This is a genomic window from Archangium gephyra, from assembly GCF_042230915.1.
Lineage (GTDB): Bacteria > Myxococcota > Myxococcia > Myxococcales > Myxococcaceae > Archangium > Archangium gephyra_B.
This window is the reverse complement of sequence record NZ_CP102578.1, coordinates 6988396-7003623: the sequence shown is the minus strand read 5'-3', so window position 1 is coordinate 7003623 and position 15228 is coordinate 6988396. Positions and strand designations below refer to the sequence as shown.

Here is a 15228-nt window from a genome sequence, read left to right as displayed (position 1 = left end):
ACACCCCCGCCGGCCCCTTCGGTGTTTCGAGCGGCCCGTTTCGAGCTACTCCATGCGCTCGGGCTCGATGATGCCCGCGAACGGCTCCCAGCTGTCCTCCATGGTGGAGTAGTTGTCGGTGAGCTCCTCGTCCTTGGCGATGTCGCGCAGCGCGAGCGTGAAGCGCCGCGTGGGATCATTGCCGCAGCTGGGCTGGGGGGAGTGGTTCATGAAGCGCGCGTGGTCGCCGCACAGCACGAGGGTGCCCCGCTCGCAGTAGGCGTAGCGCGCCAGGAACGTCTTCATCAGCGGGGTCATCTTGGCCACGTCGGCTGGCGTGTAGCGCTGGTCGATGGGCTCGTCGAAGGCCCAGATGACGGTCCCCTGGGGGATGGGCTCACCCGCGAAGAGACCGATGCCGTGGATGCTCGAATGGGAGATGTAGGTCTTCACGCGAATCATGATGCCTCTCCGCCTCGGACTTCGTTTCCTAGGTACCCCGCGAGGGCCCCTTATCACGCCCGGAGCCGGGAGGGGGACCTTCGCGTCGTTGAGTTAGGGTCTCGGGCATGAGCTTCTGTCTGCCACTCTTCCGCCTGGGACTGGTCGCGAGTCTCGCCCTGCTGACCGGCTCATGCGCCTCCCTGCGGGAGCCTTCCCTCACGGAGACGAAGTGGGCAGCACGGGCCGGGACTCCCGTCGCCCGGGGCGGCGAGGCCCCAGAGGCTGATTCCCGGGTACCCGCCGCCCCGGACTTCCAGGCCCGCGCCCTACCCGTGGGCATCCGGCAACTGGAGGACGGAAGCGTCAAGGTGTTTCTCCCTCCGAGACCACTGCCTCCAGCCTTTGACGTCATGAGCATGGAGGAAGCCCGCTCCCTGCGCGAAGCATTGCCACTGGCGAGGGCAACGCCCAGGCCCCGCTTGCGTCTGGTGGAGACCCCTGGCCCGAGGCGTCTGGTACGCCCTGTCACCGATCAGGCCGGGCTGCGGGTGGGCGAAGAATTCCTGGCCGGATTCGGGCCCGGTCTGCTGCCGCTGCCCGATGACGTGGGTGACAGCCCCTTGCTGGCCGCGTTGAAGATGTCCCCGCGCTTCATGGGCGAGGGTTTCCAACAGGCCGCCGAAGAACTCTTCAGCTCCCCCCTCTTCGTTCATGGCGTGTACTTCTCGGTGATGCTGTATTTCTCAGCATGGATTGCGCCCGAGCCCTTCTTCTCGAAAGCGTTCGCCGCGACGTTGACGCTGAGACTGGCGCTGCTGGTGGGGCTGGCGGAGTTGAGCCGGGTGGCGCAGGTGTGCATGAGGCTGTATCGGGAAACAGGGATGGCCAGCACGCCGCGGGAACTGGAACTGGCCGCGGCACGCTTTGGTGCGGCGCTGGGCGGCACGGGCTTTCGGGTTCTGGTGCTGGTGGCCACCATGGGGCTGGGGCGGTTGTTGCCGTCGGTGCCCGAGGGCGGCCTGGGGGCGCAGGTACGTCCCTGGGCCGCGGCGTTGGAGGGAGGACCTTCCGTAGGAACGGTCGCCACGGCCCAGGTGGTAGCGGATGGAAGCCTCGTCTTGACTGGCACCTCGGTGGGGGTCGCCGTTTCCTCCGCCTGCTCCGCCATGGGGCTGTGCGCCATGGCGAGCAGCTCCACTGGCAGTCATACGGCCTTGTCGACCCGTTATGGACCGCCGCACACCCGGAGCAATCCGCCCCACAATGAAGCCATTGAAGAGGAGCTCGCCGCCCGGGAAGGTGCTGGACACCTCGAGCTCGGCAAGAACAAGGCGCAGACGAATGCCGCGAACAGACGTGTCTTCGATCCGGCACCTCAGAAGGGGGTGCGCTTCCGCAGGCCAGACGCCTCCTCGGTGCGTCCTGACGGTGTGCGGCACAACACCAACTACGTTTCGAACCCCAAGGACATGAGCCGTGAGCTGGAGGCATTCGAAGCCATGCAGCGAGCGGATCCCAGAGCCATCCATGAGCTGTACACACTCGACGGAACCCTGGTCCGGAGATACGTCCCACCTGGGGTCAGCTTTCCGTAGCAGGCGAACAGTGGATACCCATGGCACAGGAACTCGACATGGCGCAGTGGCAGTCGGAGTTGGTCGATGCCTTCCACTGGGGGGAAGAGGAGAGGGTTCGTGCGCTGGTCGCTACGTGGCGCGAGGCACGGCCTCGCGAGGCCAGGGCCGCGCTGGAGAAGATGCTCGAATCTCCTGATGGGAAGGTTCGCCAGGCAGCGGCCCTTGCGCTGGGAGCGTGGGGAGGCCCGTCGAGCACCAGGCGCCTGGAGCAGCAGCTCGTCCTGGAAGAGGCGCGAGGCGATGACGCCAGCTCGTCTGTCGTGCAGGTCATCCTCCAAGCACTGGGTCAGCTCAAGAGCGCCAGTGCGAGGGCGGCGCTCGTGCGCAAGCTGAATCGTCTGGCGGAGGGGACGCCAGCGCAGACAGACGTGAATGACTTGACCTATGCACTCTGGCGCAGGCGTCACCCCGAGCTGATACCCGCCGTTCGAAGCGTTCTGCAGCGGATTCCCTCGCCGACGGCCCGAGCCTTGCGCGCGTTTCTGCGCTTGCTGGAGAGCACTCCCGAGGATCTGAGGGCATGGGTCGAGAATGGTGCGGTGCCATTGGAGGACAAGACGGAGGTCCTGACGGTGCTGGACGAAGAAGTCCCAGCCGACATGGAGCCTCTGCTTCCTTCATTCATCTCGTTGGCCCAAGCCATCATCGACGTGGCCGCGACGCGGGACGGCGTGGAAAACGAGTTCTGTGAGCGTCTGCTCACCCTGTTGCTGCTGCACCGGGAGCGCCTGTTTGCCGCGCTTCCCCTCGAGTCTCGCTCCGCGTTGCGCGAGGTGGCACGCAGGCTGGCGGTAGCGCCGGCGGCCCTCCGTAGCATTGGAGCCGCGGTCACCCTCCAGTATGTAGGACAGCGGGAGGACGCGGACCTTCTGGAGGCCCACCGGCCCCAGGACGATGTGCTCGGCAAGGTGTTCGATGATGCGGCGCTCGCCCTGCGCAACTACCCCACTTCGTAAGGCGTGAGTCTCGACATCAAACCGGGCGGATACCGGCGTCCGGTTCAACGGTTTTCAGTCTCGAGAAGTCCCACCAGCGCGGAGCGGGCCTCGGGCGGCAGCCGGTGCCCCACGAGCCGCAACCCGCGCCGGGACAGCGGACGGTAGACATCGGCCACCTCGGGCGGAAGTGCCTCCAGGTGGGCCGTCACCACCCCCGCGTCCCCCCGGGCGATGGGGCCGGTGTACCCGGCCGCTAGTCCGCGGGCCTCCACGCCCCGCAGCGCCGAGCGCGTCAGGGGCAGCAGCGCGGCCAGGGCGTCCTCCTCGGAGATGCCCGCGGTGCGGAAGGCCTCCACGGCCGCGGAGAGGGCCGCCACCACGCCCCCGGCGCTCAGCACGGCTCCGGCATGGTAGGCGGCGCGCCGCTTCTCCGGCACCCGCAGGGCGCGCAGGCCCACGTCCTTCGCCATCCGCTCCAGCACCTCGCGCAGCCAGCGGGAGCGGGTGCTGAGGGCCACCGCGTTCCCGGCCAGCGAGTCGCGGGGATCCGACACCGCCACCAGCGGATGGAAGGATCCGAGCACCTTGCCGCGCGGCGCCCCCAGCGCCTCCAGGGAGAGGGCGCCCGCGCAGTGCACCAGGGCGGCCCCCCGTGCCAGCCGGGGTTTCAGCTCCTCGGCCACCCCGGGCACGACCTTGTCCGGCACGCACAGCAGGCACACCCGGGCCTCGGCCACGTCGCGCTCGGAGGCGGGCTTCAGCCCCATCCCGAGCGCGCGGCGCCGGCTCTCCTCGGAGCGCGCCAGCACGCGCACGGGCCAGCGCTTCGCGACGAGCGCGAGGGCCAGCGCACCGCCCAGCCGGCCCACGCCCACCACCACCACTCTCGGACGGCTGGGACGCGGGGGGCTCACGGGCTCAGCGGCTCTCGCGCTGGAACTGGAGCTCTCCGGCCAGCACGGCCACCCGCACCCGGTCGCCCGCCATGAACTCGCCGGCGAGGATCCGCTCGGCCAGGGGCGCCTCCACCAGCCGCTGCACCACCTGGCGCATGGGCCGGGCGCCCAGCTTCGGGTCGAACCCGCCCGACTTCAGCAGCAGCTCCACCACCTCGGCTCCCGCCACGTAGGCGATGCCCTTCTCCGCGGCGAGCCGCCGGCTGCTCTCCTCTAGCAGCAGGTTGGCGATGCGGGCCACCTGCTCCTCCGTCAGGGGCCGGAAGGGGAGGCGCTCGTCGATGCGGTTCCACAGCTCGGGCGGCAGGGCCTGGCGTGCGGTGGCGCTCGCGGCGTCCATGTCGTTCTGGCCCTTGCTGGCCTCCGCCCCGGCCGGGCCGAAGCCCAGCGTGCGGCTCGTCTTGTGGAAGGCGTCCGCGCCCAGGTTCGTCGTGAGGATGACGACGGTGTTGGAGAAGTCGATGTGCCGGCCCTTGCCGTCCGTCAGGCGGCCCTCCTCCAGCACCTGGAGCAGCAGCAACTGCACCTCGCGGTGGGCCTTCTCGATCTCGTCCAGCACCACCACGCACGAGGGCCGGCGGCGCACCGGCTCGGTGAGCTGGCCACCATCGCCATAGCCCACGTAGCCCGCGGGCGCGCCGATGAGGCGCGAGACGCCATGGCTCTCGGCCATCTCGCTCATGTCCAGGCGCACCAGCGAGTCCTTGCTGCCGAACAACACCTCGGCCAGGCCGCGCGCCATCTCCGTCTTGCCCACGCCCGTGGGGCCCAGGAAGAGGAAGGAGCCCATGGGCCGGCGCGAGGCGAAGCCCGCGTAGTTGCGGCGGATGACGCGGGCGATGCGGGAGATGGCCTCCTCGTGGCCGATGACGCGCTCGCCCAGGTCCGCCTCCAGCCTCAGCAGCCGCGCCGAGTCCGTCATCAACAGGCGCTCCTCGGGGATGCCGGCGATCTTCGCCACCACCCGGGCCACGTCCGAGGCCTCCACCAGCTCCTTGCCCTCGCGGCGGCTGCGCGAGCCGGCCAGGTCCACCACGGAGATGGCCTTGTCCGGCATGAAGCGCTCCGTCACGTAGCGCGACGCCAGCGACGCGGCCGCCTCCAGCGCCTCGGGGGCATAGCGCAGGCCGTGGTGGTCCTCGTAGCGGCCGATGATGCCCTGGAGGATCTCCACCGTCTCCGGCACGGACGGCTCGTGCACCACCACCGGGGTGAAGCGCCGCTCCAGCGCCGGGTCCTGCGAGATGAACTTGCGGTACTCGTCGTGCGTGGTGGCGCCGATGCAGGGGAACTCGCCGCGCGCCATGGCCGTCTTCAGCTCGTTGGCGGCGTCCTGCGGGCCCTCGCCCGTGGAGCCCGCGCCCACCAGCGTGTGGATCTCATCGATGAAAACAACCACGCGGCCGTCGGCGCGCCGCACCTCTTCCTTGAGGGCGTTGAGCTTCTCGGAGAACGAGCCGCGCAGCTGCGTGCCCGCCACCAGCGTGGCCATGTCCAGCTCGAGGAGGATCTTCTCGGCCAGGGTGCCGCGCAGCTCCAGCAGCCGCTGGGCCACGCCCTCCACCACGGCCGTCTTGCCTACGCCCGCCTCGCCCAGCAGGCACGGGTTGTTGGTGCGCCGCTTGCCCAGGATGTCGATGACCTCCTCGATCTCCTTGGCGCGGCCCACCACGGGATCCAACTTCCCCTCCTGGGCGAGCCGGCTCAGGTTGCGGCCCAGGGAGGTGAGCAGGGGGAAGCGCTTCTCGTCGAGCACCAGCGAGGGCGCGGCGGGGCGGGCCGGGACGGGGGCCGGGCGCGGCGGGGCGGCGGGCAGGGAAGGGGAGGGCGCCGGAGCGGGGGCCGTCACGGACGGGGCCAGGACGGCGGGAGCCGGCGGCGGGGTGCGCGTGGGCAGCGGGGGCACCGGGGTGGGCTCGGCGGCGCCGGGCACGTCCTCGTTCACCTCGTCGATGAGGTCGCGCGGGGAGAGGGCGGGGCGGGACGGACGCACCGGGGCCGGAGCGGGGCGCGGGGCGAGCGAGAGGGCGGAGGCGGGCGGCGCCGAGGGCGGGGCGCCCAGGGGCCGGGTGGGGCGGGGCATGCCCACCGCCAGCGAGTTGCGGCCCGGCTGGAGCCGCCGGGGCATGCTCCCGCTGACACAATAGGAGAGGGCGGTGTTGCCCAGGGTGGCGAGGTGCTGGCCCGTCTTGGCCAGCAGCTCGTTGGCGGCGCAGCGCAACCGGGTGACGGCCACCAGCAGGTGCATGCAGTCCGTCTCGCGCGCGCCGATGCTCTCGGCGATCTCCCTCGCCCGCATGCACAGCTCGCGCACCAGTCCGTCCTGCTCCGAGGGCTGCGACGTCATCCTCTCCAGGAGGCTGTCCTCGTCGATGCCCTTCTCCTTCAAGAGGAGCTGCGCCCGGTTCTCCACCGTGAACAGCGCCAACAGAACGTGGGCCGAGGTGGGCTTCTGTGCCACGCTCTGTGCGATGTCATGGGCTTCGAGGAGTACCTGAGCGAGATCCGTGCTGTCGACCATTCGAGCTCCGGCAGGCGGGCAGGCGAGCACATACACCCTTCGGATCCCCCCGGCAAAATTTCCGCTACAGGTCGCTACACACCCCACCGGCGGTGGGGGGAGACCTGGGAATGGTCTGGCTGCTAGCCTGTTGAGGGGCCTTTGTCATCCGGCTTGCAATACGGGGCGCTCCTGGGCGTACATCCCGTGCGCCCCGCCACCTCCACTTATGAGCTCAATCGTTCAACCCACCCGTGTGCTCCTCGATCCACTCGATGCGACCGGAGCCGCCATCGAGGCCCGCCGCTGGGTGTGGCCCCTGTTGATCCTCGCCGTGTGCGTGTCCGCTTCTGGGACGGCCTTTTCCCTCCGCTGGGACGCTGGCCCGGCGGTGGTGCAGCAGATGCAGATGACCGGCAAGCTCGAGCGGGCGACGGAGACGGAGATCTCCGAGGAGATTCAGACGGCCTCGCGCAAGGCGCTGGTGGCGGGGATCGCCAAGGGCGTCTTCGTGATGCCCTTCCTGACGCTGGTGCTGGCGGCGGCGCTGTGGGTGGCCGCGTGGCTGTTCGACAGGACCGCGCCCTTTGGCCGGCTCATGTCGGCGGCGGCGCTGGCCATGCTGCCCATCGCGCTCTACCACCTCGTCTTCACCGTCTGCGCGCTGGCGCAGCACTCGCTCACCGAGGCCCGCATGCAGGACCTGGTGCCCTCGAGCCTGGCCGCCCTGGAGGGCCTGTCCCCGAAGATGACCAAGGTGCTGCGGGGCGTGGACTTCTTCAACCTGTGGAGCGTGGTGCTGATGGGGCTGGGCTTCTCCTCGGCCACGGGGATGCGCAAGGGCCGGGCGGTGCTGCTGTGCACCGTGCTCTACGTCCTGTTCGTCGGGGTGTTCTTCGTGGGCGTACCCGCGATGATGGCCGGAGGGCCCGGCGGTCCGCGCGGTGCCGGTGGTCCGGGAGGTGGCCGATGAACGCGCTCATGCTCGCGGTGGCGCTCGCCACCCATGCCACGCCCGTCAGCCTGGAGGACGCCCGCGCCCGGAGCCGGGACAACGTCCAGGCGCTCACCGCCGCCCTGCAGGCCTCCAGCGCCGAGCAGGACGTGCGTGCCTCCCGCTCGTCGCTGCTGCCCCAGGTCCGGTTCTCGGCGGGCGCCTCCCTCAACTACATCGGCCCCCAGCGCTCCTATAACGTCGTGCCCGTGGAGGGCGGCGGCTTCCAGCAGCTGCAGATCGACACCCCGGAAGTGCGCTACCCCTTCTTCAACCTCGGCGTCACCGTCTCGCAGCTCCTCTATGACCGGGCCGTCTGGGCGCGGTTGGAGCAGAGCGGGGCGCAGTTGGAGGCGCTGCGGGGCGAGGCGACCGAGCAGCAGGACACCTCCGAGCTGGAGGGCATCAACCGCTTCTACTCGCTCTTCCGCACCCAGGCGACCATCCAGGTGCTGGAGGCCAACGTGCGGCGCAGCGAGCAGCAGCTCGAGCGCGCCCGGGCGCTCTTCCAGGCGGGCCGGGTGGGCAAGGCCGAGGAGCTGTCCGCCCTGGTGAACCTGGGCAATGACCGCATCGCCGTGGTGTCGCGGCAGTCGCAGCTCGCCACGGACCAGGCGCGGTTGTCCACGTGGCTGGCCATGCCGGGCGCGGAGGCGGTGGAGGCGGTGGATCCGGGCGTGTTGACCCAGGCGCCCGCGCCGGCGCCCTCGCTGGAGCAGGCGCTGCAGGAGGCGAGGACCCGCCGGCCGCTGCTGGTGGCGCTGCGGCAGCGGCTGCGCGTGGCGGAGCTGCAGGAGAGCATCGCCAACGCCGGGTACCTGCCGCGCTTCTCGCTCGATGCGGGCTACCAGCGCACCGGTCCGGAACCGTCGGTCTTCTTCGGTCAGCCAGCGCGGCAGAACCGGGTGAACGGTGGCCTGAGCATCTCGTGGGATCTCTTCAACGGCTTCTCCACCCAGGCGCAGGCGCGCCGGGCCGAGTACCAGAGCCGGGTGGCCGAGCTGAACCTGCAGCAGTCCGAGCGCGAGCTGGAGGGCTCGGTGCGCCAGTCGCTCGTGGCGCTGCAGGCGCAGATCGTCTCCGCCGAGCTGGCCGAGGCCAACCGCAAGGCGGCCGCCGACGCGCTGGTGCTCGCCGAGGAGCGCTTCAACGCGGGAGTGAGCTCGACGCTCGAGGTGCGCGACGCGCAGCTCAAGCTCACCCAGGCCGAGCTGACGCTGTTGGAGAACCGTATCAACGTCGAAATCGCCCGCTTCACGCTGATGCGGGCCATGGGCACTCTGGCCCCGGGAGAAGCGAAATGAAGTGGTGGAAGGCGGTCATCGCAGGCGGTCTGTTCCTCGGAGCGGCGGCCATCACGGCGGGTGGGTTGAAGGACCGGCCGCCTCCCACGGTGGAGGCGCAGGTGACCAAGGCTCGCAAGGGCAGCATCACCCGCACCATCACGGGCGCCGGCAAGGTGCAGGCGGCCACCACGGTGAAGATCTCCTCCAACCTCTCCGGTGACCTGACGGAGCTGCTGGTGAAGGATGGGGACCGGGTCACCAAGGGCCAGGTGCTGGGCCGCATCGACCGCAAGCGCTACGAGGCGTCCGCCAAGCAGGCCCAGGCGGCGCAGAACGCGGCGCGCTCGGACGCCCAGGTGTCCCAGGTGGAGGTGGACCGCACCACGGCCGAGCTGGCGCGCGTGGAGGAGCTGGGCAAGAAGGGAATGGCCTCGGCGGCCGAGGTGGAGCAGGCGCGGGCGGCCCGGGACACGGCCGTGGCCCGGCTGGCCTCCGCCCAGCAGCGCCTGGCCCAGGCCTCCGCCGTCTCCGAGGAGGCGCAGACCAACCTCTCCAAGACGACGCTGCTCTCGCCCATCGACGGCAACATCATCGAGCTGTCGCGCGAGGTGGGTGAGCGCGTGCGGGGCTCGGACTTCTCCGAGGACGTGGTGATGACCATCGCCGCGCTCAACATCATGGAGGTGAAGTTCGAGGTGGGCGAGCACGAGGTGGTGCACCTCAAGCCCGGCCAGCCCGCGGAGATCTCCGTGGACGCGCTGGAGGGCGAGTCCTACGAGGGCTCGGTGGTGGAGATCGCCCAGAAGGCGCTCATCAAGAACCCGGGCACCGAGGCCGAGGTCACCACCTTCCCCGTGACGGTGGCGCTCAGCTCGCGGCCGGCGCGGGTGCTGCCGGGCATGAGCGCGGAGGTGCGCATTTCCGCCGAGAAGCATGACGAGACGGTGCTCGTCCCCATCCAGTCGGTGACGGTGCGTCCGGAGAAGAGCCTGCCGGACTACAAGGCGCCGGTGGAGGGCACGGGCCTGACGGTGGCCCGCCGCGCGGAGACGCTGGCCAAGGTGGTCTTCGTGGTGGACGCGGACAACAAGGCGCAGATGCGCCGGGTGCGCACGGGCATCGCCTCCGACACCGACCTGGAGATCCTCGAGGGCATCATCGAGGGCGACAAGGTGGTGGAGGGCCCCTACCGCACGCTGTCCAAGGAGCTGAAGCACGGCGACACCGTGCGCGAGCCGCAGCCCGGCGGCCCGGGCGGTCCGGGTGGGAAGAAGTCGTGAGCGAGCTCCAGGGCACCGGGGCTCCCCGGCTCATCGATGTGCAGGACGTCACCCGTGTCTTCCACGTGGGTGGCGAGGAGGTGCGCGCGCTGCGGGGCGTGTCCTTCGGCATCGGCCGCGGCGAGTGGGTGGCCATCATCGGCCAGTCCGGCTCGGGCAAGAGCACGTTGATGAACGTGCTGGGCTGCCTGGATACGCCCAGCAGCGGCCGCTACATGCTCAACAACAAGGACGTGTCGCGCATGACGGACGACGAGCTCGCCGTGGTGCGCAACGAGGAGATTGGCTTCATCTTCCAGACGTTCCAGTTGTTGCCGCGCGAGACGGCGCTCTCCAACGTGGAGCTGCCGCTCGTCTACCGGGGCATGAAGGCCAAGGAGCGGCGCGAGCGGGCCAGGGCGGCGCTGGCCAAGGTGCACCTGGAGCACCGCATGCACCACCGGCCCAACGAGCTGTCCGGCGGCCAGCGCCAGCGCGTGGCCATCGCCCGGGCCCTGGTGGCCGAGCCCTCCATGCTGCTGGCGGACGAGCCCACGGGCAACCTGGACTCGGCCACGGGCGAGGAGATCGTCCGGCTCTTCGAGGAGCTGCACCGGGCGGGCAACACGCTGGTGCTCGTCACGCACGAGCCGAAGCTGGCGGCGCGCTGCCCCCGGGCCATCCGGCTCAGTGACGGGGAGATCGTCGCGGATGGACCCGGGCGCCAGGTGGCGCTGGGTGACGCGCACGCGCCCCAGGCGCAGGCCGTGGGGGGCTCATGAACAAGGCCGTGCGCGTGGATGTGATGGAGGGGGCGCGCATCGCGTTCTTCTCGCTGGGGGCCAACCGCATGCGCACCGTGCTCACCACGGTGGGCATCGGCATCGGCGTGGCCACGCTGCTGGCCATCATCGGCATCATCCAGGGCCTCAACGCCTCCTTCGACAAGCAGCTGGCCTCGCTCGGCTCCAATACGCTGCAGGTCTCCAAGTTCCCCTGGGTCATGAAGGGCGACTGGTGGATGTACCGCAACCGGAAGAACTTCACCCTGCCGCAGGTGGAGCAGATCCGCGCGCAGGCGCCGTTCCTCTCCGCCCTCTCGCCCATCGTCGGCCGCAACGGAGACGTGGGCTTCAATGGCCAGCAGCTCTCCACCGTGGACGTCTTCGGGGTGACGCAGGAGTACTTCGCCATTGGCTCCTGGCAGGTGGTGTCCGGGCGTCCCCTCACGGACGCGGATGACGCGGTGTCCCGGCCCGTGGCCGTGCTCGGCGCCACCGTGGCCGAGGGCCTCTTCCCGGGGCTCAATCCCCTGGGCCGCTCCATCCGCATCGACGGCCGGCCCTTCCAGGTGGTGGGCACGCTGGCGCGCAAGGGCAAGCTGCTGGAGCGCGACCAGGACCTGACGGTGATGGTGCCCTTCAAGACGTTCTACTCCACCTTCGGCAAGGGCCGCCCCTTCAGCATCGCCATGGCCGTGGAGCAGGGGCAGGACATCCGCAACGCGGAGGAGCAGCTCGTGGGCATCGTGCGGCGCGTGCGGAGCACACCCCCGGGCGTCCCGGACGACTTCTCCATCAACCGCCCGGAGCAGCTCGCCCAGACGTACGAGCAGCTCACCGGGGCCCTCTATGGCGTGGCGCTGGGCGTGGGCTTCATCACCATGCTGGTGGGCGGCATTGGCATCATGAACATCATGCTCGTGTCGGTGCGCGAGCGGACGCGGGAGATCGGCATCCGGCGCGCGCTCGGGGCGCGCAAGCGCACCATCGTGATGCAGTTCCTCATGGAGGCCTCCGCCGTGTCCGCGGTGGGCGGCCTGCTGGGCACGGTGGTGGGACTGGGGACGGCCAAGGTGGTGTCCCTCATCACGCCGCTGGCGGCCGACGTGCAGCTCACCACCATCCTGGGCGGGGTGGGCTTCGCCGCGCTGGTGGGGCTGTTGTTCGGCATCTGGCCGGCGGCGCGGGCCGCGAACCTGGATCCCGTGGAAGCCCTTCGCTACGAGTGAGCACGACCATGTTCCGACGCTTCGAGGCCCACCTGCTGGCGATGGCCGACAACCTGCGGCTGGCCCTGGGTACCTTCCTGGGCAACCCGCTGCGCACGCTGCTCACGCTGCTGGGCATCGTCATCGGCGTGACCACGGTCATCGTCATGATGGCGCTCATCGAGGGCCTGCGCCTCAAGGTGAACAACGACCTATCGCAGCTGGGCGCCAACACCTTCGAGGTGAGCAAGTGGCCCGCGGGCTTCGGCCGGGTGAACTGGCGGATGTACGCCAAGCGCAAGGATCTGACGATCGAGGACATGCGGGCCATCCAGGAGTGGTGTCCCTCGGTGGGCGTGGTGTCCGCCTCGGATACGTCCGGGGGCCAGAAGGTCTCCAGCGCGAACCTGGAGACGCGCCCCTCGGTGCGCATCACCGGCGCCACGGCCGAGTACATCGACACCAGCGGCACGACCGTCGCCTTGGGGCGCTTCTTCAGCCCGGTGGAGGCGGTGGACGGCCGTCAGGTCGTGGTGGTGGGCCTGGACGTGGTGGAGACGCTCTTTCCGGGCATGGAGCCGCTCGGCCAGCAGCTGCGCATCAAGGGCCGCCCCTTCACCGTGGTGGGCGTGCTGCAGCGGCGCGGCAGCTTCCTGGGCATGATGAGCATGGACAACGTCATCATCATGCCGCTGCTCGCCTACGAGACGGTCTACGGGTCGGTGGACTCGGTGGAGATCGCGGTGCAGGCGCGCGAGCCGGATCAACTCAACAAGGCGCAGGAAGAGGTGACGAACCTGCTGCGCCGCCGCCGGGACGTGGCGCCGTTGGAGCCCAACGACTTCGAGGTGCACACCAACGAGTCGATGACGGAGACCTTCAACAGCCTCTCCCAGGTCATCACCATCGCCAGCTTCGGCGTGTGCCTGCTGTCGCTCGTGGTGGGCGGCATCGGCATCCTCAACATCATGCTGGTGTCGGTGACGGAGCGGACGAAGGAGATCGGCATCCGCAAGGCGCTGGGCGCGCGCAAGTTCCGCATCCTCGCCCAGTTCGCCACCGAGGCGGTGATCATGTCGCTGCTGGGCGGCATCATCGGCGTGGGGCTCGGCTTCGGGCTGGCCTTCCTGTCCCGATGGATGCTGGGCTTCAACACCGTGGTGCCCGCCTGGGCGGTGGCGCTCTCGCTGGCGATGAGCTCGGGCGTGGGCCTGGTGTTCGGCATCTACCCCGCGGCCCGCGCCGCGAGGTTGGATCCGGTGGAGGCCATGCGCTCCGAGTAGGGCGCATGGCCCGTGGCCGCTCCGCTACGGCGCGGCGGCCACGCCCACGGGGCAGCTCACGCCAGTGCCCCCGAGGCCGCAGTACCCGTTCGGGTTCTTGGCCAGGTACTGCTGGTGGTAGTCCTCGGCGTAGTAGTACTCGGGCGCCTGGCGCAGCTCCGTGGTGATGGGCTCGTGGCCCGCCGCGGTGAGCACCTTCTGGTAGGCGTCGCGCGAGGCCTCGGCGGTCTTCCGCTGCGCCTCCGTGGTCCAGTAGAGGGCCGAGCGGTACTGGGTGCCCACGTCGTTGCCCTGGCGCATGCCCTGGGTCGGGTCATGGCTCTCCCAGAAGACCTTGAGGAGCGTCTCGAAGGAGACCTGCTTCGGGTCGTACACCACGAGCACCACCTCGGTGTGGCCGGTGCGGCCCGAGCACACCTCCTCATAGGTGGGGTTGGGGGTATGGCCCCCCGCGTAGCCCACCGAGGTGGAGTACACGCCGGGCGTCTGCCAGAACTTGCGCTCGGCCCCCCAGAAGCAGCCCAGGCCGAAGATGGCCTGCTCCAGGCCCTCCGGGAAGGGCGGCTCGAGCGGCGCGCCGTTGACGTGGTGCTGCTTGGGGACAGGCATCCGGGTGGAACGGCCCGGCAGGGCCTCCTCCGCGGAAGGCATCTTCAGCTTGCTGGGATTGAGGATCCGCCACATGCCCCGAGATTAACGCGGCGTGCGGGCCCTCGCCGGGAATGTGACGGGCCCGGGGACAGCCGGCGGACAGGGGGGAGCGTGCCGGGGGGCGCTCCCTCCCTCGCCGTGGCGCCTAGCCGTGGCGCCTAGCGCAGCTGCTTGCCGTTGCCGGTGAAGACGCCGGGGACGCCCTCGAAGCGCACCTGGGCCTTGCCCATGACGTGGCGCACGGCCATCACCTGCATCGCGGCGTTGCGGACGCCCTCGGCCGTGGTGGGGTGGGCCAGCGCGCGGCGCGCCTCCTCCAGCGACAGCCCGAAGGGCACCACCGCCTCCTGGAGCACCTCGTCCATCTTCTCCGGGGTGAGCTGCAACTGGTCGCGCTCGATGATGGCCCTCAGGGCGAAGGCGATGCGCAGGCGCCGCTCGGCCTCCAGCCGGGTGGTGGGATCGTCCAGCCACCCGTCCAGCGACTCCTGCAGCTCGTCCGGAGCGAAGTCCTTCTGCGCCAGCAGGCGGGCCTCGGTGGCGCTCCAGGCCTGGCGGATCTCCTCGTCCACCAGCTCCACCGTGAGCGGCACCTCGGTGCGCAGCACCAGCTCGTCCAGCACGCGCTCCTGGGCCTCCAGCCACATGTCGTCGGCGCGCTCGTTGGCGATCTCGTCCGCGAGCGACTCCATCACCGCCTCGAGCGTGGTGCCGCGGCCGAGCTTGCGCACGAAGGCGTCGCTCTCGGCGTCCGGAATCGTCACCTCCCGGGCGGCCACCACGTCCACCAGGAAGGTGGCGTGCACCCCGCGCAGGTGCTCCACCGGGTAGGTGTCCGGCAGCGTCACCTGCACCTCCTGGCCTCCGCCCACGGGCGTGCCCACCAGCCCCTCGGGCAGGCCGGGCAGCAGATCCGACGGCGCCATCTCCATCTCCAGGCCGCTCTTGGCGCTGAAGGGGATGAGGCGGCCCTGGGCGTAGCCGAGCGTGTCCAGCACCACGGTGTCCCCCAGCTGCACGGGCTCGCCGGGCGCCCGCTCCCGCGTGGCCGAGTGCGCGCGCACCATCTCGTGGAAGCGCATGAGCAGCTCTTCCTGGGTGATGTCCGAGTCCTGGGGGACGGTGACCTGGAGGTTGTCCAGCGAGGGCGCCTTCACCTTGGGCAGCTTGAGCGCGCGCGCCGTCTGGGCCACCGGGCGCTGACCGCCACCCTCCAGCTTCCGGAGGATGTGATCCGCCTCGATGGAACCGGTGCTGCCGCGGGGGGCTCCACTGCCATCGTTACGAGAAGACACCAATGACTCCTTGGGC

General features: G+C 70.2%; 13 protein-coding genes. 8 read left to right on the top strand and 5 right to left on the bottom strand.

Translation table 11 applies throughout. From position 1 onward, the window contains the following. Window positions 1–45: 45 nt before the first annotated feature. Window positions 46–441 (bottom strand): SET domain-containing protein, encoded by a 396-nt coding sequence (locus tag NR798_RS27400; protein ID WP_375765453.1) that lies wholly within the window; start codon window positions 439–441, stop codon window positions 46–48. A gap of 392 nt (window positions 442–833) precedes the next feature. Here NR798_RS27400 and NR798_RS27395 point away from each other — a divergent pair, with 392 nt between their 5' ends. Together NR798_RS27395 and NR798_RS27390 are read left to right on the top strand one after the other, a co-directional pair. Continuing rightward, a complete protein-coding gene (locus NR798_RS27395) occupies window positions 834–2018 on the top strand; it encodes a hypothetical protein (RefSeq protein WP_375765452.1) in 1185 nt (394 codons plus the stop codon). Between the two features lie 20 nt (window positions 2019–2038). Continuing rightward, on the top strand, window positions 2039–3016 hold the full coding sequence (locus tag NR798_RS27390) for a HEAT repeat domain-containing protein (RefSeq protein ID WP_375765451.1): 978 nt from the start codon (window positions 2039–2041) through the stop codon (window positions 3014–3016). A gap of 44 nt (window positions 3017–3060) precedes the next feature. Here NR798_RS27390 and NR798_RS27385 read toward each other — a convergent pair whose 3' ends face one another. Continuing rightward, a complete protein-coding gene (locus NR798_RS27385; RefSeq protein ID WP_375765450.1) occupies window positions 3061–3912 on the bottom strand; it encodes a Rossmann-like and DUF2520 domain-containing protein in 852 nt (283 codons plus the stop codon). 4 nt (window positions 3913–3916) lie between these two features. Next, window positions 3917–6475, bottom strand: coding sequence for an AAA family ATPase (locus tag NR798_RS27380; protein ID WP_375765449.1), 2559 nt, complete (start codon window positions 6473–6475; stop codon window positions 3917–3919). Window positions 6476–6710: 235 nt separating this feature from the next. Between NR798_RS27380 and NR798_RS27375 the strand changes: the two genes are divergently transcribed. Genes NR798_RS27375 through NR798_RS27350 form a run of 6 tightly spaced genes read left to right on the top strand, consistent with a single transcriptional unit; the run spans window position 6711 to window position 13266 of the window. Beyond that, a complete protein-coding gene (locus NR798_RS27375; protein ID WP_375765448.1) occupies window positions 6711–7427 on the top strand; it encodes a YIP1 family protein in 717 nt (238 codons plus the stop codon). After that, window positions 7424–8752, top strand: coding sequence for a TolC family protein (locus tag NR798_RS27370; protein WP_375765447.1), 1329 nt, complete (start codon window positions 7424–7426; stop codon window positions 8750–8752). Before NR798_RS27375 ends, NR798_RS27370 begins: the two co-directional genes overlap by 4 nt. Continuing rightward, window positions 8749–10014 carry an efflux RND transporter periplasmic adaptor subunit gene (locus NR798_RS27365; RefSeq protein ID WP_375765446.1) on the top strand — a complete coding sequence of 422 codons (1266 nt, stop codon included), beginning with the start codon at window positions 8749–8751 and terminating at the stop codon, window positions 10012–10014. Before NR798_RS27370 ends, NR798_RS27365 begins: the two co-directional genes overlap by 4 nt. Then, window positions 10011–10775 (top strand): ABC transporter ATP-binding protein, encoded by a 765-nt coding sequence (locus NR798_RS27360; RefSeq protein ID WP_375765445.1) that lies wholly within the window; start codon window positions 10011–10013, stop codon window positions 10773–10775. The genes NR798_RS27365 and NR798_RS27360 overlap by 4 nt, the downstream gene beginning before the upstream one ends. Beyond that, window positions 10772–12004: an ABC transporter permease gene (locus tag NR798_RS27355; protein WP_375765444.1), complete on the top strand. Its 1233-nt coding sequence runs from the start codon at window positions 10772–10774 to the stop codon at window positions 12002–12004. The genes NR798_RS27360 and NR798_RS27355 overlap by 4 nt, the downstream gene beginning before the upstream one ends. Window positions 12005–12036: 32 nt before the next feature. After that, on the top strand, window positions 12037–13266 hold the full coding sequence (locus tag NR798_RS27350; protein WP_375773831.1) for an ABC transporter permease: 1230 nt from the start codon (window positions 12037–12039) through the stop codon (window positions 13264–13266). Between the two features lie 24 nt (window positions 13267–13290). Here NR798_RS27350 and msrA read toward each other — a convergent pair whose 3' ends face one another. Together msrA and NR798_RS27340 are read right to left on the bottom strand one after the other, a co-directional pair. Further along, window positions 13291–13950 (bottom strand): peptide-methionine (S)-S-oxide reductase MsrA, encoded by a 660-nt coding sequence (msrA, locus tag NR798_RS27345; RefSeq protein WP_375765443.1) that lies wholly within the window; start codon window positions 13948–13950, stop codon window positions 13291–13293. A gap of 125 nt (window positions 13951–14075) precedes the next feature. Beyond that, window positions 14076–15212 (bottom strand): peptidylprolyl isomerase, encoded by a 1137-nt coding sequence (locus NR798_RS27340; protein ID WP_375765442.1) that lies wholly within the window; start codon window positions 15210–15212, stop codon window positions 14076–14078. Window positions 15213–15228 lie beyond the last annotated feature (16 nt).

Excerpts from the sequence above, each read along its gene's own strand:
- NR798_RS27400 (WP_375765453.1), bottom strand. The coding sequence starts at position 441 with ATGATTCGCGTGAAGACCTACATCTCCCATTCGAGCATCCACGGCATC.
- NR798_RS27395 (WP_375765452.1), top strand. The coding sequence starts at position 834 with ATGAGCATGGAGGAAGCCCGCTCCCTGCGCGAAGCATTGCCACTGGCG.
- NR798_RS27390 (WP_375765451.1), top strand. The coding sequence starts at position 2,039 with ATGGCACAGGAACTCGACATGGCGCAGTGGCAGTCGGAGTTGGTCGAT.
- NR798_RS27380 (WP_375765449.1), bottom strand. The coding sequence starts at position 6,475 with ATGGTCGACAGCACGGATCTCGCTCAGGTACTCCTCGAAGCCCATGAC.
- NR798_RS27370 (WP_375765447.1), top strand. The coding sequence starts at position 7,424 with ATGAACGCGCTCATGCTCGCGGTGGCGCTCGCCACCCATGCCACGCCC.
- NR798_RS27365 (WP_375765446.1), top strand. The coding sequence starts at position 8,749 with ATGAAGTGGTGGAAGGCGGTCATCGCAGGCGGTCTGTTCCTCGGAGCG.
- NR798_RS27355 (WP_375765444.1), top strand. The coding sequence starts at position 10,772 with ATGAACAAGGCCGTGCGCGTGGATGTGATGGAGGGGGCGCGCATCGCG.
- msrA (WP_375765443.1), bottom strand. The coding sequence starts at position 13,950 with ATGTGGCGGATCCTCAATCCCAGCAAGCTGAAGATGCCTTCCGCGGAG.